We start from the raw sequence: 20615 nt of genomic DNA on the forward strand, positions 1-20615 counted from the left end.
TGCGTGTCACTAGGAAAGTATAGCAAAAAGGCGCAGTTTAAAATACTGGCACAAGATGTGTCATATTTACTTTTGCTTGGTGCTCACAACAATTTGTCCAATGTAATGAAATGCTTAGCAATTGTTCTCTGTTTGCAAAAAATAAAGGAGGAATTAACAAATGGTTGAATATAAAGAAACCTTACTAATGCCAAAAACGGATTTCCCAATGCGTGGAAATTTACCAGCAAATGAACCAAAAATGCAAGAAAAATGGAATGAGATGGACATCAATAAATTACAAATGGAGCGTACAGCAGGTCGTCCTGAGTATGTTCTACATGATGGCCCTCCATATGCAAATGGTGATATCCATATTGGTCATGCTTTAAACAAAGTACTGAAAGATATGATTACACGCCATCGTTCAATGACAGGTTTCCATGTTAACTATATTCCTGGCTGGGATACACATGGTTTACCAATCGAGCAAGCGTTAACAAACAAAGGTGTAAAACGTAAAGAAATGTCCATTGCTGAATTCCGTGAGCTTTGCGAAAAGTATGCATATGAACAAATCGACAATCAACGTGAGCAATTCCGTCGATTAGGAATTCGCGGTGATTGGGAAAACCCATATATTACGTTAAAACCAGAATTTGAAGCTCGTCAAATTGAAGTGTTCGGTAAAATGGCTGAAAAAGGCTATATTTATAAAGGCCTAAAACCAGTGTACTGGTCACCATCTTCAGAATCTGCATTAGCAGAGGCTGAAATTGAATATAAAGATGTAAAATCAGCTTCTATTTATGTAAGCTTTGCGATTAAAGATGCAAAAGGTGTTGTACCAGCTGATGCGAAATTTATTATTTGGACTACTACGCCTTGGACATTACCAGCAAACTTAGGGATTTCTCTAAATCCAGAATTCATCTATGTTGTTGTAGCAGTAGCGGATAAAAAGTTCATTATTGCAAAAGAATTGCTTGAAACAGTGGCAAAAGAGCTTGAATGGGAATCTTACGAAGTGATCCAAGAAGTAAAAGGGGAAGCTTTAGATCGCATCGTAGCACAACATCCATTCTATGATCGAGAATCGCTTGTCATGGTCGGTGAGCACGTTACGGCTGAAGCGGGTACTGGTTGTGTTCATACAGCTACTGGACATGGTGAAGATGACTATCAAATTGGTAAGTTATACGGTTTACCAATTCTTAGCCCAGTGGATAATAGCGGTTGTTATACTGACGAAGCACCAGGCTTTGAAGGTGTCTTCTACAATGATGCAAATAAAATGGTTACAGCCAAATTAGAAGAAGTTGGCGCATTAGAAAAATTAAACTTCTTTACGCACTCTTACCCACATGACTGGCGTACGAAAAAACCAGTTATTTATCGTGCAACACCACAATGGTTTGCGTCAATCGATGCATTCCGTGATGAATTATTAGCAGCGGTTAAATCAACATCATTTACACCTGCTTGGGGCGAAACGCGTCTTTATAATATGATTCGTGACCGTGGAGACTGGGTTATTTCTCGTCAACGTGCATGGGGTGTACCAATTCCGATTTTCTATGCTGAAAATGGTGAGCCAATTATTACACCAGAAACAATTGCGCGTATTTCTTCACTATTCCGTGAGCATGGATCAAATATTTGGTTCCAAATGACGGCAAAAGAATTATTACCAGAAGGCTTTACACATCCAGGAAGTCCAAATGGTGAATTCACAAAAGAAAACGATATTATGGATGTATGGTTTGACTCTGGATCATCTCACCAAGGTGTACTAGTAGAACGTGGTATGAAATATCCAGCGGATCTTTACTTAGAAGGCTCTGACCAACACCGTGGCTGGTTTAACTCATCATTAATTACTTCTGTCGCAATTAATGGCTATGCACCATATAAAGGATTATTAACGCATGGTTTCGTTTTAGACGGCGATGGTCGCAAAATGAGTAAATCATTAGGAAATGTAATTATTCCTCAAAAGGTAATGGATCAATACGGTGCAGATATTTTACGCCTATGGGTAGCTTCAGTAGATTATACTGCTGATGTTCGTATATCAATGGATATGTTAAAGCAAGTATCTGAAGTGTATCGTAAAATCCGTAATACATTCCGTTTCTTACACGGCAATGTGGCTGATTTTAATCCACTAAAAGACCGTGTAGCATATGCTGATTTACGTGAAATGGATCAATATATTTACATGCGTCTACAAGATGTATTAAAAACAGTGCGTAGCGCTTATGATCGTTATGATTTTGCTGCTGTCTACCATGCAGTTAATAACTTTGTTGCTGTAGAGCTATCTTCATTCTACTTGGACATCGCAAAAGATGTAGTTTATATTGAAGGTCATGACAATCACGATCGTCGTGCAATGCAAACAGTTATTTACGATACATTAATGACATTAGTAAAAATTATGACACCAATTATTCCACATACAACGGATGAAGTTTGGTCTTATTTACATGCACAAGGTGTTGTGGAAGAGGTATCAGTTCAATTAACGGACTTCCCTTCAGTAGATGAGCAAGCAAACTTCGATGAGTTATGTGAAAAATGGGAAACAATTATTGATGTACGTGATGATATTCTAAAAGCATTAGAAGAAGCACGTAATGCAAAAACAATTGGTAAGTCTCTTGAAGCGAAAGTAACAGTTTATGCAAAACCAGAAGTTTTAGCATTATTAAATGATGCAAACATTGATTTTGCACAGCTTTCAATCGTTTCTAATTTTGGGGTAGCACCAATCGAATCAGCTCCTGCTGAAGCACTAGCTTTAGAACATGTATCAATTGTTGTGGAAAAAGCAACAGGTGAGAAATGTGAGCGTTGCTGGTCAATTTCGGCAACAGTTGGAGCGAATGATGCACATCCAACAGTATGTGCTCGCTGTGCAGAAGTTGTTGAGAAGTATTACGTATAAAAATAATGAAATAAAAAAGAGCAGTCGAGATGAAATCGACTGCTCTTTTTTTATGTTTGACTAGCTTTGAACATACCGATTTCTTCATACGATAGTGGAAAAAAGTATCATTGAATGGGAGGTAAGCGAGGAAGTCTGCACGAAGCTGTTTAGCAACCAAACATTCAGTATCATCTTTACTTAAACAATATTTCGATTGTATTGCGGTAGTCGGTTGGAGAAATCCCCACATATTTTTTAAAAGTAAGACTGTAATAATTGGGTGTATTAAAACCAGAACTTGCTGAAATTTTTTCAATGGTGTAGTCAAACTTGCGTAAGGAAGGGAGTGTTTTAATAATGCGAGTATACGCTACATAATCAACAAAATTGCGACCAGTTTCTTTTTTAAATAAGCGACTAAAGTGAGTAGGGCTAAAATTAATTGATTTGGCGACATCACGAACGATTAGCTGCTCATCGTAATGCTCCTCAATATACTGAATAGCCTTTTGTAGCTGTTCATGTTTTGTTAAATCTTCATAAAAGCGTATGTGAATATTATCTACAGGTGGTTTTCTACGTGCTTTTCTAGCCTGACTGTAAGATTCTTTAACTTGCATAGCGTGCGTAAAAACACCACCGATGCCTATAAAAAGGTGGATATTATAATCTCTTTTCAAAAGTTCGATAACAGTCATTAAAGTAGTGACACCATCTGTCCAATGCTTAAATGATGTATACGTCTGCGGTATCCGCATGAGCACTAATAAATATCGCTCAAAATTTAAAAAGGACAGCGGTGCTTTGTCCGAAAAATGCTGACGAAAAATATTGGTAATTACACTACTTGCGTCATGTAATATTGGTCGATTTTGTTGAGCATCTACATAGCCTTGGATTAAAAATACGATATTTGGAATACAGTCAGAAGATAAAAACGATGAAGCTTGTACAATTTCCTGTTCACTGTTTATTTCTCCCCGTATTAGCCGTCTCAAAAAAGCTTCGCGAAATGGTGATGTATGATTGTGAGGGATTTGTTGTGACAGCTCAAGCATCGTAACGGTACTTGCTTGCTGATCTTTATAGGATGCATAAAGCTTTTTTACAATTCGTAAAAATTTTTGTTTTTGCAAAGGTTTAATAAGAAGTGCTAGTAAATTTAATTCAATGGCAATACCTGCTGAATAGGTTAAGTGTACTGCAACAATAGGGACAATAATACTATTAGGATAATTTTTCTTTAAACGTTTGACCTTTACCCAATCAAATAAATGGTTAATTTCATAGACGAAAATTGCCACCTCATGTGTGCTTGGTTGTGTACATTCGATAAATGTATACGGGAGGAATTCTTCTAGCCATCCTATCATTTGCTGTTTCTCAATTGAATTCTCAACGTACCATACGACGTTTAAAATGCTAAACAGCCCCTTTCTAAAATCCAAAAATAAAAAGAAGTTTAATAAAAGTATTTTAACTTAAAATAGCAATATTTTGTACTAATACAGCAAAATATTGTACCTATATTATTAGAAAAATAGAATAGAATAGTTGTAGTGAATAATAATTTGAAATTTCAGATAATTATTCACGTAGACTAAAGGGGGTTAGTAATATGGCGGGGAGTCATGAATATGAGTATGTGGAAGCGGGAACTGTGGATGTTAGAGATTTGCCACCGTTAGATCCGACAACACATAAAATTATGAAGGATGAGTTTACTACAGGCTTTAGCTTAACGGTATTTTACTTTATTTTAATTTTTAGTATCCCAGTAATGAATTGGTTCGCTCCTGAATTTGCCTTTAAGAAAGTATGGGGAGGCATGACTGTAACATGGTTTGTCACAACAATTGTCATGATGGTGATGGCCTTTGTTATTGCTTATGTGCATACGGCTTTATATGAAAAACGTTTGAAAAAATATGAAATGTCAAATAAGTAGTTCATTAAAGGGGGCAGTTGAATGATCGAGACGCTATTAGAACCGAAGATGTTGTTGACCATTGCACTAATGGGAACGATTGTGTACATTACGTATTTAACGAAAAAAAATACAACGGCATCTGATTTCTTCGTTGGGGGACGGAGTTTTGGATGGTTTACGAATGGGTCAGCCATTGGTGGAGACTATTTAAGTGCAGCAACATTTTTAGGAATTGCTGGTTTAACATTTCAGTTAGGCTATGATGGTGCATATTATGCATTTTGCTTCTCCATCGGTTTAACTTTACTAGCTATTTTTGTTGCGGGCCCACTAAGACGCTTTGGTGCATTTACAGTGGCAGACTTTTTAGCCTATCGCTTTCATAGTAGACGAGCACGCTTAGCCGCAGTTATTGTTGTTTTAGCGATTTCAGGATTTTATGCGGCTCCACAGCTATTAGGGGCAGCACAAATATTAAGTATGTTTTTTGGTACATCGTATGAATTCGGCATTATCTTTACATGTGTAGTGATGATTTTCTATGTAGGAATAGGCGGAATGAAAGGGACGACAATCAACCAAGCATTAGAGCTTTGGATTCGTCTAGGTGCGTTCATTGTAATGCTTATTGCAGCAATGTATGGGGGCTTGCATTACGATAAAATTTTAGCAGCTATTAATTCTTTTAACGGTCCTATTACAGGTACATCACCTTATGCATTGGATGGTAGTGATGTAAACTTTGATGGTGCGGCATGGACGGGGACAGGCTTTTATTTCCCAACGTTTTGGCAAACAATCAGTATGACAATCGGTTTAGCGCTAGGTACTATTGGATTACCGCATATTTTATTGCGTTTTTATACAAATCCAAGTGCTAAGGCTGCCCGTAAATCTGCTTTAATGGCCATCGGAATTGCCAGTACGTTTTTCTTATTAGCAGTATTTTTAGGCGTTGTTGGTCGTGCTATTTTCATCTCAGGTAGTGCGAGTGAAGAAGTAATGAGAGATTTAGTACTTGGTGGCAATAACATGGTTATTCCAACAACTGCGCTTGCTTTAGGAGGCGACTGGCTTCTCGGCCTCGTTATTGCTGGGGCATTTGCTGCAATCTTTTCTAATTTATCAGGGCTATTTATTACAAGCTCAGGTGCATTAGCACATGATTTATATGCTAGCTTTATGAAAAAAGATATTACGCAAAAACAGCGAGTAGTTGCTGGAAAAGTAGCTATTGTTATTTTAGGTATTCTTTATGGCGGTCTAGGTTTACTTGTTAAAGATGCTTCTATCGGTCATTTAGTCGCTTTAGCATTTACAGTTGCTGCGAGTACATTTACACCGATTTTCATCTTAGGAATTTGGTGGCGAGGGATGACTGAAAAAGGGGCTATTGCTGGGTTGGTGATTGGCCTTGTTGTCTCCATGTGGATGATTTTTTTACCAGGAACACTTCCAAGTTTCTTACAATTTAAAATTCCAGGTATTATAACAGTTCCAGTAGGTTTCCTGTCTGTCATTATTGTGTCATTGTTAGATCGGAAAGTACCTGCAGATGTAAATGATTTTATGAAACGCGTACACTCGAAAGAATCTGAAACCGCATAGGTACTGATACAACTTTCACCATTTGGTAATAAATTGTAAAAAGCTTAGACGGTAGACCAACTCAAAGAAGATGGAGTTGGTCTACTGTCTTTTTTATTTTGAGTCAATCAATTAATGCCTCTTTTAAAGTAATGGGTCCGCAATCTTCTATTGGACTATGTAAAGTTGGATATTTTTCACGAGGTAAGCCCAACACGGATACTTTTGGGCCACAGCCTTGTGTTTCCGTCATATTTTCATGTTATATTAGTTATTGCTATATAAGCTCTTATGGTAGAATAGGTAAGATGTTGAGTGATCGGAGGAATAGCTGTGTATAAATATTATGGATTGGCCGCTTTTGTGATTATTTTAGATCAATGGACAAAATGGCTAATTGTGAAAAATATGGAGTTTGGTGAACGCATTTCCGTATGGGATCCATGGTTTGGCATTTTATCGCATCGCAATAGAGGTGCAGCTTGGGGAATGCTAGAAGGGCAAATGTGGTTATTTTCCATTGTGACAATAGGCGTGATTTGTGCCATCATTTACTTTTATCATAAAGAAGCAAAGGGCAAGCCTCTTTTCCAAGTGGGTTTAATGCTGTTATTGGGCGGCGCCGTTGGTAACTTTATTGATCGTTTATTTAGAGGAGAAGTAGTAGATTTTGTCGACGTATTAATCCCTATTATGAATTACGATTTCCCAATTTTTAATATTGCGGATGCAGCATTAACAATTGCCGTTGTCGTATTAATGATTGGTTTAATCGCCGAAGATAAAAAAGAAAAGAAACAGGTGAAACAATGACGCAAGTATCATACACAATCGAAGAACAACAGCAAGGAGAGCGCATTGACAAAGCGATTTCAAGTATACAAACAGAATGGTCTCGTACACAAATTAGCAATTGGATTACAGAAGGAATTGTTAAAGTAAATGGTGAGACAGTAAAAGCGAAATATAAGGTAAAAGCAGGCGATGTAGTAGAAATCATCGTGCCAGAGGCGGAACCTTTAGATGTAATTGCTGAAAACCTAGCACTTGATATTGTTTATGAAGATGCGGATGTGCTCGTTGTCAACAAACCAAAGGGCATGGTTGTCCATCCTGCGCCTGGTCATATGACAGGTACACTTGTGAATGGTTTAATGTATCAATGTAAAGATTTATCGGGCATTAATGGTGTAATGCGCCCAGGTATTGTACATCGTATTGATAAAGATACATCAGGTTTACTGATGGTAGCGAAAAACGATGTGGCACATGAATCGTTAGTCGATCAACTTGTGAACAAAACGGTAACGCGTAAATATACAGCTCTTGTTCATGGACATATTGCACATGATAAAGGGACGATTGACGCACCGATTGGCCGCGATCAAAAGGATCGTCAAAAGCAAGCAGTTGTTGATAAAGGAAAACATGCGGTAACACACTTCCAAGTTATTGAACGTTTCGGTGATTACACACTTGTAGAATGCCGCCTTGAAACAGGACGTACACACCAAATTCGCGTGCATATGAATTATATTGGTTTCCCTCTTGTCGGTGATCCAAAATATGGACCAAGAAAGACAATTGATTTTGGTGGACAAGTATTACATGCAGGGATTTTAGGATTTAATCATCCTACAACAGATGAATATATGGAGTTTGAAGCACCACTTCCTGTCGATTATGTACAATTATTAGAGGAATTACGAAATAAGGATTGACGAATATTTAAAGAAGGTCTATACTAACGAAAGTGAATGAACGACTTTAACTTAATATTCACCTTTAATGGCAGTCCAGAGAGGCTGAGAAGGTACATGTGAACGTGTTGCAAAAATTTGTGCTGCAAATTTTTTCGACATGCTATTTAAACACGTACTCAACCCTCTCAGGCTATTCGCCTCGAGAGGTTTTTTTATGCCGTTGACAATGATGCTTAACGACTTAGGGAGCATCGCGTAACAATCCGAATGTGCTACAAAGCTTTCATCAGGAATTCTTTTTGATAAAAGTTGCGCATTATGGACAACACTGAAAATAGATTCTAGAGAGGAGGACAAAACATGTCAAAAAATGAGCTATTAGATGGGCCATCGATGACAAGAGCATTAACACGTATTGCACACGAAATAATTGAACGTAATAAAGGCATTGATGAATGTATATTAGTCGGTATAAAAACGCGCGGTGCCTTTCTAGCGAGACGCTTAGCGGAGCGTATCGAAAAAATAGAAGGTAAAGCGATTCGAACTGGTGAGCTAGACATTACACTTTACCGAGATGATTTATCGACAAAGCATGAAAATGAGCAAGCACATGTCGAGCAAGTAGATATCAATTATGTTGTTGCCAACCAAAAAATAATTTTAATTGATGATGTACTATATACTGGCCGCACAGTTCGAGCTGCATTAGATGCCATAATGGACTTAGGACGACCAGCCCAAATTCAACTGGCAGTATTGATTGATCGAGGCCACCGAGAGTTGCCAATTCGAGCGGACTATGTTGGAAAAAATGTGCCGACATCTGGCACAGAGCGGATCGTTGTTAATTTAACTGAAGTCGATGGTGAAGATTGCGTCATTATTTATAAAGAAGACTAACTATAAAGTGAGGAAACGTTATGTCAAAGGCAGTGTTAGATGTAAATGATAAACCGACTCCAGTCCAATTGGTGACATTAAGTTTTCAACACATGTTTGCCATGTTCGGGTCAACGATTTTAGTACCACAGCTAGTAGGACTTAGCCCAGCAATCGCCCTTCTAACAAGCGGGATTGCCACATTGTTCTTCTTATTAATTACGAAGTTTCAAGTACCAGCATATTTAGGCTCATCGTTTGCCTTTATCGCACCGATTTTACTTGCTGCAGGCGGTTTAGATGACAATGGCTTAAGTGTCAATCCAGGTAACGCTATGATAGGGGCGATGGCCGTCGGTGTTACCTACGGCATTGTGTCACTCATCATTTGGAAGAGCGGTTATAAATGGATTATGAAAATTCTTCCTCCAATCGTAGTTGGTCCGGTTATTATGGTGATTGGCCTTGGCTTATCAGGAACAGCAGTAGGCATGGCGATGAATGTTGATGGAGAGTATAACTTACTGCATTTCTCAGCAGCACTTGTCACATTATTTACGGCAATCATTTTTACAATCTTCTTTAAGGGGATTTTAAGTACGATGCCAATTTTAATCGGTCTAATCGTAGGCTATGTATATTCAATCTGTATTGGTATCGTCAACTTCGAGCCGATTAAAGAAGCGAAGATGTTTGCAGTACCACATTTCATCATTCCAGGTATAGATTATGACTTTACGATTACATCTACGATTTTACTAGCGATGGTACCGATTGTCATTGTGACAATTTCAGAGCATATCGGTCACCAGCTTGTACTAGGAAAAGTAGTGAATCGAGATTATATTAAAGAACCAGGCTTACATCGTTCATTACTAGGTGATGGCTTTGGGACATTAGTGAGTGCGTTTATTGGTGGTCCACCAAAAACAACGTACGGCGAAAACATCGGTGTTCTTGCAATCACACGTGTTTACAGTGTGTACGTAATAGCAGGAGCGGCAGTGGTAGCGATTGTCCTGTCATTCTTCGGGAAAGCAATGGCAGTAATCGCAACAATTCCAACAGCTGTTCTTGGCGGAGTTTCCATTCTGCTGTTCGGTATTATCGCTTCAAGCGGTTTACGTATGCTAGTAGATAACCATGTTGATTTTGGGAACAGCCGCAATCTAGTGATTGCCTCTGTTATTCTAGTAATAGGTATCGGCGGTGCGAAATTTATCGTCACAGAATCTCTAAGTCTAGAAGGTATGGCGTTAGCAGCCATTATCGGAGTTGTGCTAAACGCGGTTTTACCTGGCAAAAAAGAAGCCGATATACCAGTACCTTACAATGAAAATAATAATTCATAGTAGTACCTTTTAATGAATTGTCCAGAGAGGCAAAAAAAGGGAAGTTGTGGACAAGCAATCAGTAAGCATACAGCTTACTATAGTTTGTCACGCCTCCTTATGCCTCGCTGATGACATCAGCGGGGCTTTTACATTATTTAGACACTTAAATAATGAAGAACGTCATACATAGACGTTCATGACACACAATCTAATGGAGGTACATGATGAAGAACTTATTATCAATGGAACATTTAACAACTGAAGAAATTAACAGCATTTTACATCGTGCGCAGGCTTTTGAAAATGGCGAAACATCATCGTTATCTCGTGCTTACAACGTTGCAAACTTATTTTTTGAACCAAGTACCCGAACAAAAACGAGCTTTGAGATGGCAGAGCGGAAAGTCGGCTGTACTGTAATCCCGTTTGACGCAGGCTTTTCAAGTGTGACAAAGGGTGAAACGATGTACGACACAGTCAAAACATTAGAAATGATTGGCATGGATGCGGTCGTTATCCGAGCGAAAGAGGATGAGTATTATAACGAGCTACTAGAAGGCATTCATGTTGCAGTTATAAACGCAGGCGATGGCGCTGGTCAACATCCATCACAATCATTACTTGATCTGTATACGATAAAAAAAGAGTTTGGTTCTTTTGAAGGGTTAAATATCACAATCGCGGGAGATATATCGCATAGTCGTGTCGCGAAATCAAATGCTTCGGCGCTACAACGACTAGGAGCAAATGTGCACTTCCTGTGCCCAGAAGAATGGGCAGGGGATTTCAACGCACATCATTCTTGGGATGATTTAATCGAAATAAGTGATGTCATTATGTTACTTCGTGTACAACATGAACGCCATAAAGTAAATAAAAGCTTCTCAAAAGAAAGCTATCATGAAGAGTACGGATTGACAGTGGAACGTGAGAAGAAAATGAAAGAAAAGGCAATTATTATGCATCCTGCACCAGTTAACCGTGATGTAGAAATTGCATCAGAGCTAGTTGAATGCGAACGTTCTCGCATTTTTGAACAAGTACGTAACGGTGTATATACACGCATGGCAATTATCGAAACAATTTTACAAGGGAGAGAATAACATGACAAAAGTACTTCAAAATGTGCAAATGTTAAATGAACAAGGTGAACTGCATACAGTGAATATCGCCATGGTCGATGGCAAAATTACTGCCATTGGACAAGAGGTCAATGTAGCTGGTGCGGAAATTATCGAAGGAAACGGTTTAGTTGTTGCTCCAGGCTTTGTAGATGTACACACACATTTGCGCGAGCCAGGTTTTGAACATAAAGAAACAATTGCCACAGGCTCTGCATCAGCAGCTAAAGGTGGTTTTACAACGATTTGTGCAATGCCGAATACAAAACCAGTGCCTGACACTGTAGAAAACATGCAACTAATTAACGGTCTTATAAAAGAAAGTGCAGTGATTCGTGTATTGCCATATGGCTCATTAACACAAGACATTTCTGGTGAAGTTCGTACGGATATCGCGGAATTAAAAGCACATGGTGCTGTCGCTTTCTCAGACGATGGAGTAGGAATCCAATTAGCTTCAACGATGTACGAACAAATGCAAGATGCAGCAAAGCACGACATGGTTGTTGTAGCACACTGTGAAGATAATTCATTAATTTATGATGGCGTCATGCATGAGGGCAAGCGCAACAAGGAGCTAGGGCTACCAGGTATTCCGTCCATTTGTGAATCTGTTCAAATCGCACGAGATGTTCTTCTTGCCGAAGCTGCAGGTGCACGCTACCATGTGTGTCACGTATCAACAAAAGAATCTGTGCGCTCAGTGCGAGACGCAAAAGCAGCAGGCATTCGCGTCACTGCAGAAGTTTGTCCACACCACTTATTACTTGAAGAGATGGATATTCCATCAGATGATGCGAACTGGAAAATGAACCCACCATTACGCGGTGCGGACGATAAAGATTCTCTACATGCAGCACTCCTTGATGGCACAATCGACTGCATCGCAACAGATCATGCACCACATACAATAGAAGAAAAATGTTGCGGTATGGTGGTCGCACCATTCGGCATCGTCGGTTTTGAAACAGCCTTCCCATTGTTATATACACAATTTGTTGAAACAGGGAAATGGACTTTAAAGCAATTAATTGATTGGATGACTGTGAAAGCTGCCCAAATTTTTGACTTACCATACGGAACGTTAGAAGTAGGTGCATCAGCAGACATGGTTTTAATTGATGTAAAGAAAGAACAAACAATTGATGCAGAAGGTTTTGTATCAAAAGGTCGCAATACACCATTCAATGGTTGGGTTGCGAAAGGTTGGCCAGTAGTAACTATTTTTGAAGGTAATATCGTATACCAGGAGGCAGAGTAATGAAAAAACGTTTACTTATTTTAGAAGATGGCACAGTATTTACAGGCACAGCGTTCGGTAGCGAGCGAGCTTCACAAGGTGAGGTCGTATTCACAACAGGGATGACAGGTTATCAAGAAACAATTTCAGATCCTTCATTCTACGGACAAATCGTAACGTTAACATACCCACTTATCGGTAACTACGGTATTAACCGTGATGATTTCGAATCAATTACACCTGCAATTCGTGGATTTGTAGTTCGCGAACTAGCAAAAACACCGTCAAACTTCAGATGTGATTTAACAGTTGATGAATATTTAACAACAAAAGACATCCCAGGGATTGAAGGTATTGATACACGTAAATTAACACGCATTATTCGTAGCAAAGGATCTGTTAAAGCGATACTAACAGCGGCTGACGAAGAAGTGAATGTAGAAGAAATCGTCGCAAAATTACAAGCGACACCAGCCATTACACATCATGTGCGCGAAGTATCGCCAAAGGCTGCATACCCATCTCCAGGTCGTGGCAAACGAGTAGTATTAATTGACTACGGTATGAAGCATGGTATTCTTCGTGAATTAAATAAACGTGATTGCGATGTACTCGTTGTTCCTTACAACACACCAGCAGCAGAAATTTTAGCATGGCATCCAGATGGCATTATGCTGTCAAACGGTCCAGGGAATCCTGAAGACGTTGCAGAAGGTATCGAAACTGTACGCAATTTAATCGGAAAAGTGCCAATGTTCGGTATTTGCTTAGGGCACCAAATATTCTCATTAGCAAGTGGCGCAAAGGCATTTAAATTACCATTCGGTCACCGTGGTGGTAACCATCCAGTAAAAGATTTACGCACAGGTCGTACAGATTTAACATCTCAAAACCATGGCTATGCAATCGATATTGAGTCTTTAAAAGATACAGATTTAGAATTAACACATATCGCATTAAATGATGGTACTTGTGAAGGCGTACGTCATAAGAAATATCCGATTTTCACGGTACAATATCACCCAGAAGCATCACCAGGACCAGAAGATTCAAACCACTTATTTGATGAATTCATTGAAATGATGGAAGTAGAAGCAGGGAAGGGGAAACAACATGCCTAAACGTACAGATATAGAAACTATTTTAGTAATCGGGTCAGGCCCAATCGTCATCGGACAAGCAGCAGAATTTGACTATGCAGGCACACAAGCTTGTCTTTCATTAAAAGAAGAAGGCTACCGCGTTATTTTAATAAACTCAAACCCTGCAACAATTATGACAGATACTGAAATTGCAGATAAAGTATACATTGAACCAATCACACTAGAATTTGTATCACGCATTTTACGTAAAGAACGTCCAGATGCAATCCTACCAACACTAGGTGGTCAAACAGGTTTAAATATGGCAATCGAGTTAGACAACTCAGGAATTTTAAATGAGCTAAATATCGAAATTCTTGGTACAAAACTTGATGCTATCCATAAAGCAGAAGACCGTGACTTATTCCGTAACTTAATGTACGACCTTGGTGCACCAGTACCTGAGTCAGACATTATCCATAACTTAGATGAAGCGAAAAACTTTGTCGCAAAAATCGGTTATCCAGTAATCGTGCGCCCTGCATTCACACTTGGAGGTACAGGTGGCGGTATTTGTTATAACGATCAAGACTTAGAAGAAATCGTTACATCAGGTTTGAAATATTCGCCAGTGACACAATGCTTACTTGAAAAATCAATTGCGGGCTTTAAAGAGATTGAATATGAAGTAATGCGTGATGCAGCTGACAATGCAATTGTTGTTTGTAACATGGAAAATGTCGATCCAGTCGGTATTCATACAGGTGATTCAATCGTAGTAGCACCAACACAAACACTTTCTGACCGCGAAAACCAAATGTTACGTAATATCTCACTAAAAATTATTCGCGCACTAAAAATTGAAGGTGGCTGTAACGTACAGTTAGCCCTTGATCCATATAGCTTCGACTACTATGTAATTGAAGTAAACCCACGTGTATCTCGTTCATCTGCATTAGCATCAAAAGCAACGGGTTACCCAATTGCGAAGCTAGCGGCAAAAATTGCAGTAGGCTTAACGTTAGATGAAATTAAAAATCCAGTTACTGGTTCAACTTACGCTTGCTTCGAGCCAGCATTAGACTACATCGTCGCGAAAATTCCTCGCTGGCCATTCGATAAATTCGAATCAGCAAAACGTAACCTAGGCACACAAATGAAGGCTACTGGGGAAGTAATGGCGCTTGGTCGTACGTTCGAGGAAGCAATGCTAAAAGCTGTACGTTCACTTGAAACAGGTCAAGTTCATCTAGAGCTAAAACATGCTGAAGATAACTCTGATTCTTGGATTGAAAAACGCATCCGTAAAGCGGGCGATGAGCGTTTATTCTTCATCGGAGAAGCATTGCGCCGCGGAGTAACAATCCAGCAAATTCATGAATGGTCTGCAATCGACTTATTTTTCTTAAATAAATTCAAAAACATCGTAGATATGGAGCAAACACTTGCTGACCATAAAAACGATAAAGAAGTATTACGTACAGCAAAACGTTTAGGCTTTGCAGATAAAAAAGTTGCGGAATTATGGGATACAACGCAAGAAGCAATCTATGCATACCGTAAAGAAAATGGCATTGTCCCTGTCTATAAAATGGTGGATACATGTGCAGCAGAGTTCGAATCAGAAACACCATATTTCTATGGCACTTATGAGGAAGAAAATGAATCTATCAAGTCTGATAAACCATCTGTCATCGTATTAGGGTCAGGTCCAATCCGTATCGGTCAAGGAGTAGAGTTCGATTACGCTACAGTGCACTCAGTTTGGGCTATCCAAGAAGCAGGCTATGAAGCAATCATTATTAACTCAAATCCAGAAACAGTATCAACTGACTTCTCAATTTCAGATAAGTTATACTTTGAGCCATTAACGATCGAGGACGTAATGCACATTATCGATTTAGAACAACCAATTGGCGTAGTTGTGCAATTCGGTGGTCAAACAGCTATTAACCTAGCTGATAAATTGGCTGCAAATGGTGTGAAAATTTTAGGTACATCGCTAGAAGACATCGATCGTGCTGAAAACCGCAATAAATTCGAACAAGCATTACATGCATTAGACATTCCACAGCCTCCAGGTGAAACGGCTGTATCTACAGAAGAAGCACTTGCGATTGGTGAACGCTTAGGCTTCCCAGTGCTTGTACGCCCTTCGTATGTACTAGGTGGACGTGCAATGGAAATTGTTTATAACGAAGAAGAATTACAACATTATATGGAGAACGCTGTTGAGGCTTCACCTGATCACCCAGTTTTAGTAGACCGATACTTAACAGGTCAAGAAATTGAAGTAGATGCGATTTGTGACGGTGAAAATGTATTAATCCCAGGTATTATGGAACATATCGAACGTGCAGGGGTACACTCTGGTGACTCGATTTCTGTATACCCACCACAAAAATTAACACAAACGCAAAAAGATACGTTAGTCGACTATACTACGCGTCTAGCAAAAGGTCTTGGCATCATCGGCTTAATGAACATCCAGTATGTAATCTCACATGGTGAAGTATATGTGATTGAGGTAAACCCTCGCTCATCTCGTACAGTACCGTTCTTAAGTAAAATTACGAACATTCCAATGGCAAACATTGCAACGAAAGCGATTCTTGGTAAATCAATCGTAGAACAAGGCTATCCAACAGGCTTAGCAGCAGAGCAAAAAGGTGTGTTTGTGAAAGTACCAGTATTCTCATTCGCAAAATTACGCCGCGTGGACATTACATTAGGGCCTGAAATGAAATCAACAGGGGAAGTAATGGGGAAAGATGCCACTTTAGAAAAAGCACTTTACAAAGGCTTAGTTGCAGCTGGCATGGAAATTCGCACAGAAGGCACAGTATTATTCACTGTATCTGATAAGGATAAAGAAGAAGCAATTGCTCTTGCTAAACGCTTCTCAACAGTTGGCTACCGCATCGTTGCGACAGAAGGTACAGCACAAGCATTTGAAGCAGCGGGCGTTCGTACAGATGTTGTAGGTAAAATCGGTGCAAAAGGCCAAACGTTATTAGACTTAATTCAAAACGGTGAAGCACAGTTAGTAGTCAACACATTAACAAAAGGCAAACAACCAGCTCGTGATGGATTCCGAATTCGTCGTGAATCTGTAGAAAATGGCGTACCTTGCTTAACTTCATTAGATACAGCAGAAGCAATGCTGCGTGTCATTGAATCCATGACATTTACAGCAGAACAAATGCCAAAAGCGGAGGTAGTACATTAATATGATTCGTCAAGAGAAAATGACGGTCGTCTCTCAAAAGCAAATTGCGACAAACATTTTCGAATTGACACTTCGTGGTGAACTGGTTCAGGATATGACTCCTGGCCAGTTTGTCCATGTAAAGGTGTCAGATTCATTGGAGCCGCTTTTACGTCGACCAATCAGTATAGCAAACATAGATAAAGACAACAGTAAATTTACAATGATTTACCGTGCGGAAGGTCGAGGAACGCAAGTATTAGCAACAAATCGTGAAGGGCAGTTAGTAAATGTCCTTGGCCCAATTGGTAATGGCTTCCCAGTCGACGCTGTAAAGGCAGGTGGGACTGCATTGTTAGTTGGTGGCGGCATCGGTGTACCACCTTTACATGAACTTTCCAAACAGCTTCGTGCGCGTGGTGTGAAAACAATCCATGTATTAGGCTTCCAATCAGAAGATGTTTGCTTCTATGAGGAGCAGTTTAATGCACTTGGTGAAACGCATTACGTAACAGTAGATGGATCGAAAGGAACGAAGGGCTTTGTAACAAACGTGTTAGAAACGCGTGCACCCGAGTTTGATGTGTTCTATTCTTGTGGCCCTCTACCAATGCTAAAAGCGTTAGAAGGCTTCTACCCAGAAAAAGAAGGGTACTTATCTTTTGAAGAGCGCATGGGTTGTGGCATTGGGGCTTGCTTCGCATGTGTATGCAAGACAACAGATCAAATTGAAAAAGACTATGTCAAAGTATGCTCTGACGGTCCAGTATTCCCGAAAGGTACGGTGGCATTATGAGTCGTTTAAATATCCAAATACCTGGCTTAAATTTAAAAAATCCAATTATGCCAGCTTCAGGCTGCTTCGGCTTTGGTCGTGAATATGCACAGCTATACGATTTATCGAAGCTTGGCGCTATTATGATTAAAGCAACAACAGTGGAAACAAGACCTGGCAATCCAACACCACGTGTAGCGGAAACAGCAGCAGGGATGCTAAATGCCATTGGCTTACAAAATCCTGGTATTGAAAAAGTAATGAATGAAGAATTAAAGTTTTTAGAAGGCTATGATGTGCCAATCATCGCCAATGTAGCTGGAACTGAAACAGCAGATTATGTGGAAGTTGCACGTCGCATCTCTGCAGCACCGAATGTAAAAGCGCTAGAACTGAATATTTCTTGCCCGAATGTAAAATGTGGGGGTATTCAATTCGGTACAGACCCAGCAACAGCACGAGAGCTCGTTGCGGCAGTCAAAGCTGTTTCAGAAGTACCTGTTTACGTAAAATTATCACCAAACGTAACGAATATCGTAGAAATCGCTCAAGCAGTGGAAGCAGGTGGAGCGGATGGTATTACGATGATTAACACTTTAATCGGCATGCGTTTACATGAGCGTACAGGTAAACCAGTTATTGCAAATGGTACAGGAGGCTTATCTGGCCCAGCAGTAAAACCAGTTGCCATTCGTATGGTATATGAGGTATATAAAGCCGTTAATATTCCGATTATTGGAATGGGCGGAGTGAGCGAAGCGCAAGATGTTATTGACTTTATGTCAGCAGGTGCATCAGCAGTCGCAGTTGGGACAGCCAATTTTGTAGACCATTTCGTTTGCCCGAACATCATTGAGGAGTTACCAGCAAAGCTTGACGCATTAGGCGTAGAGCATATTACGGACATAATCGGAAGGAGCCATCGTTAATGAATACAAAACCAATACTAGCACTTGATTTCCCAGGTGAGGCGGAAGTTTTCAAGTTTTTAGCACATTTTCAAGAGCCTCTTTTCGTAAAAATTGGTATGGAGCTTTATATGCAGGAAGGTCCTGATATTGTACGTAAAGTGAAGGATTTAGGTCACGATATTTTCCTAGATTTAAAGCTACATGATATTCCAAATACTGTTGGCTCAGCGATGAAAGGTTTAGCAAAATTAGGGGTAGATTTAGTCAATGTACATGCAGCAGGCGGTCGCCCAATGATGGAAGCAGCACTCGAAGGCCTAGAAGCGGGTACACCAGCGGGTCGAGCGCGTGCAGCGTTAATTGCTGTGACTCAATTAACATCTACTACTGAAGCGCAAATGCAAACAGAGCAAAAAATTGCATTAACATTACAAGAATCTGTATTACATTATGCTAGCTTAACAAAACAAGCAGGCTTAAATGGTGTTGTCTGCTCGGTTCATGAAGCACAGGCAATCGCCGAAGTGTGCGGTGAGGACTTCTTACGTGTCACACCAGGTATTCGTTTAGCTGGTGGTGACGCACACGATCAAAAACGTATCGCTACGCCAGATGGCGCAAAACGTGATGGATCCTCGTTAATCGTAGTTGGGCGTGCCGTTACAGGTGCCCAAGATCCAGTGGCAGCATATAAAATCGTAAGTGAATTATGGGAGGCAACAAAATGACATTACAAAACGAAATCGCACACGCTATGCTAAAGGTAGGCGCAGTAGAATTAAATCCAACAGATCTTTTCACATGGGCATCGGGCATTCAATCACCGATATACTGTGATACTCGCTTAACTATTTCAGATCCAGTGATCCGTAAGCAATTGGCAAACGGCTTAGCAAAAATCATTAAAGAAAATTTTGAGGCTACAGAAATCGTAGCGGGTACTGCTACAGCAGGTATTCCACATGCTGCGTGGGTAAGTGACATTTTAGACTTACCTATGGTGTACGTCCGTTCAAAGGCAAAAGAGCATGGCCGTGGCAATCAAATTGAAGGAAAATACGCAGCGGGCCAAAAAGTCGTTGTAGTAGAAGATATTGTGTCAACAGGTGGTTCCTCTATTACAGCAGTAGAAGCTTTACGTGCAGCAGGTTGTGAAGTACTAGGTGTCGTATGTGTCTACACATATAATTTACCACGTGCTGAGCAAGCATTTGAAGAAGCTGGCATCCAATATGTATCTTTAACAAACTTTGATTATTTAATTGAAGCAGCGAACGAATCAGGTGCTATTAAAGAGGAAGATATTCCATTTTTAAAAGATTGGCATGCAAAACTGAAAGCTGGCGAACTATAAGGTTAAATAGAATAATAAGAAGAACTTTTAAAAAACGATCACGGTTAGATTAGCCGATGATCGTTTTTTTTATGAAGATGTACGTTTTGAAAAATTAATAAAAAAATAGTTTTTTACTGTAGCAAAAAGTGCTTTTTGTTGTTAATACTTTAAACCGAAAAACTATATAAAGATAATAATTGAATATTTCAAATAAACAGAATTATAGATTTGTTCCTAAAATATTCAAGTTTACCAAATAAAAGAATGATTTGAGGAGAGAGAGCATGAAATAGAGCATAGATTATTATTATATCTAAATAATAAATAAATGATGGATAATAGAAAAAATAAGAAGGCAAGCAAATATATGTTTATAAAGAATAGAAAAAATATATAATTTTTTGTAATAGTTGTATGGTTTATTATGTATATAACATTATGAGTGTTGTAAAAAAACTCTTGATTAAATGCATTATTTCTATATAAAATAGCAATATGAATAATTTTCAGATAATTCCATAAGTATATAGTTAGATGCTTTTTTGTTTCTTCTGTAAAAAATTTATTAATATGTTTTTTAATTGAATAAGATAAA

General features: G+C 39.3%; 16 protein-coding genes. 15 read left to right on the top strand and 1 reads right to left on the bottom strand.

Annotation, left to right across the window (positions count from 1 at the left end):
- Positions 1 to 160 precede the first annotated feature (160 nt).
- Positions 161 to 2929 (top strand): isoleucine--tRNA ligase, encoded by a 2769-nt coding sequence (gene ileS / locus ACIQ1H_RS10865; protein ID WP_402888750.1) that lies wholly within the window; start codon positions 161 to 163, stop codon positions 2927 to 2929.
- A gap of 176 nt (positions 2930 to 3105) precedes the next feature.
- Here the strand turns inward: ileS and ACIQ1H_RS10870 are convergent, their stop codons facing one another.
- Entirely contained in the window at positions 3106 to 4284 is a 1179-nt protein-coding gene (locus ACIQ1H_RS10870; protein WP_402888752.1) for an AraC family transcriptional regulator, read from the bottom strand.
- Between the two features lie 245 nt (positions 4285 to 4529).
- On the opposite strand from ACIQ1H_RS10870, the gene ACIQ1H_RS10875 reads away from it, so the two are divergent.
- The 14 genes from ACIQ1H_RS10875 (at position 4530) to pyrE (ending at position 20038) form a co-directional block, all read left to right on the top strand.
- A complete protein-coding gene (locus ACIQ1H_RS10875; RefSeq protein WP_402888753.1) occupies positions 4530 to 4859 on the top strand; it encodes a DUF485 domain-containing protein in 330 nt (109 codons plus the stop codon).
- 21 nt (positions 4860 to 4880) lie between these two features.
- Positions 4881 to 6449, top strand: coding sequence for a sodium/solute symporter (locus ACIQ1H_RS10880; RefSeq protein ID WP_402888755.1), 1569 nt, complete (start codon positions 4881 to 4883; stop codon positions 6447 to 6449).
- A gap of 312 nt (positions 6450 to 6761) precedes the next feature.
- On the top strand, positions 6762 to 7241 hold the full coding sequence (gene lspA / locus ACIQ1H_RS10885; protein WP_402888757.1) for a signal peptidase II: 480 nt from the start codon (positions 6762 to 6764) through the stop codon (positions 7239 to 7241).
- Positions 7238 to 8149, top strand: a complete 912-nt coding sequence (locus tag ACIQ1H_RS10890) for an RluA family pseudouridine synthase (RefSeq protein ID WP_402888759.1) — start codon at positions 7238 to 7240, stop codon at positions 8147 to 8149. Before lspA ends, ACIQ1H_RS10890 begins: the two co-directional genes overlap by 4 nt.
- 342 nt (positions 8150 to 8491) lie before the next feature.
- Positions 8492 to 9034 carry a bifunctional pyr operon transcriptional regulator/uracil phosphoribosyltransferase PyrR gene (pyrR, locus tag ACIQ1H_RS10895; protein ID WP_337981937.1) on the top strand — a complete coding sequence of 181 codons (543 nt, stop codon included), beginning with the start codon at positions 8492 to 8494 and terminating at the stop codon, positions 9032 to 9034.
- Positions 9035 to 9054: 20 nt separating this feature from the next.
- Entirely contained in the window at positions 9055 to 10365 is a 1311-nt protein-coding gene (locus tag ACIQ1H_RS10900; protein ID WP_402888761.1) for a solute carrier family 23 protein, read from the top strand.
- A gap of 206 nt (positions 10366 to 10571) precedes the next feature.
- Positions 10572 to 11450, top strand: coding sequence for an aspartate carbamoyltransferase catalytic subunit (locus ACIQ1H_RS10905; protein WP_173477834.1), 879 nt, complete (start codon positions 10572 to 10574; stop codon positions 11448 to 11450).
- Between the two features lies 1 nt (position 11451).
- Positions 11452 to 12729 carry a dihydroorotase gene (locus ACIQ1H_RS10910; protein WP_402888763.1) on the top strand — a complete coding sequence of 426 codons (1278 nt, stop codon included), beginning with the start codon at positions 11452 to 11454 and terminating at the stop codon, positions 12727 to 12729.
- Positions 12729 to 13829 (top strand): glutamine-hydrolyzing carbamoyl-phosphate synthase small subunit, encoded by a 1101-nt coding sequence (carA, locus tag ACIQ1H_RS10915; protein WP_402888765.1) that lies wholly within the window; start codon positions 12729 to 12731, stop codon positions 13827 to 13829. The genes ACIQ1H_RS10910 and carA overlap by 1 nt, the downstream gene beginning before the upstream one ends.
- Positions 13822 to 17019 carry a carbamoyl-phosphate synthase large subunit gene (gene carB, locus ACIQ1H_RS10920; protein WP_402888767.1) on the top strand — a complete coding sequence of 1066 codons (3198 nt, stop codon included), beginning with the start codon at positions 13822 to 13824 and terminating at the stop codon, positions 17017 to 17019. Before carA ends, carB begins: the two co-directional genes overlap by 8 nt.
- A gap of 1 nt (position 17020) precedes the next feature.
- Positions 17021 to 17794, top strand: a complete 774-nt coding sequence (locus ACIQ1H_RS10925) for a dihydroorotate dehydrogenase electron transfer subunit (RefSeq protein WP_402888769.1) — start codon at positions 17021 to 17023, stop codon at positions 17792 to 17794.
- Positions 17791 to 18702: a dihydroorotate dehydrogenase gene (locus ACIQ1H_RS10930; RefSeq protein ID WP_139860211.1), complete on the top strand. Its 912-nt coding sequence runs from the start codon at positions 17791 to 17793 to the stop codon at positions 18700 to 18702. The genes ACIQ1H_RS10925 and ACIQ1H_RS10930 overlap by 4 nt, the downstream gene beginning before the upstream one ends.
- Positions 18702 to 19412: an orotidine-5'-phosphate decarboxylase gene (gene pyrF / locus ACIQ1H_RS10935; protein ID WP_402888771.1), complete on the top strand. Its 711-nt coding sequence runs from the start codon at positions 18702 to 18704 to the stop codon at positions 19410 to 19412. Before ACIQ1H_RS10930 ends, pyrF begins: the two co-directional genes overlap by 1 nt.
- A complete protein-coding gene (gene pyrE / locus ACIQ1H_RS10940) occupies positions 19409 to 20038 on the top strand; it encodes an orotate phosphoribosyltransferase (RefSeq protein ID WP_139860207.1) in 630 nt (209 codons plus the stop codon). Before pyrF ends, pyrE begins: the two co-directional genes overlap by 4 nt.
- The last annotated feature ends 577 nt before the right edge of the window (positions 20039 to 20615 follow it).

The organism is Lysinibacillus sp. NPDC097279 (assembly GCF_044761745.1).
Taxonomy (GTDB): domain Bacteria; phylum Bacillota; class Bacilli; order Bacillales_A; family Planococcaceae; genus Lysinibacillus.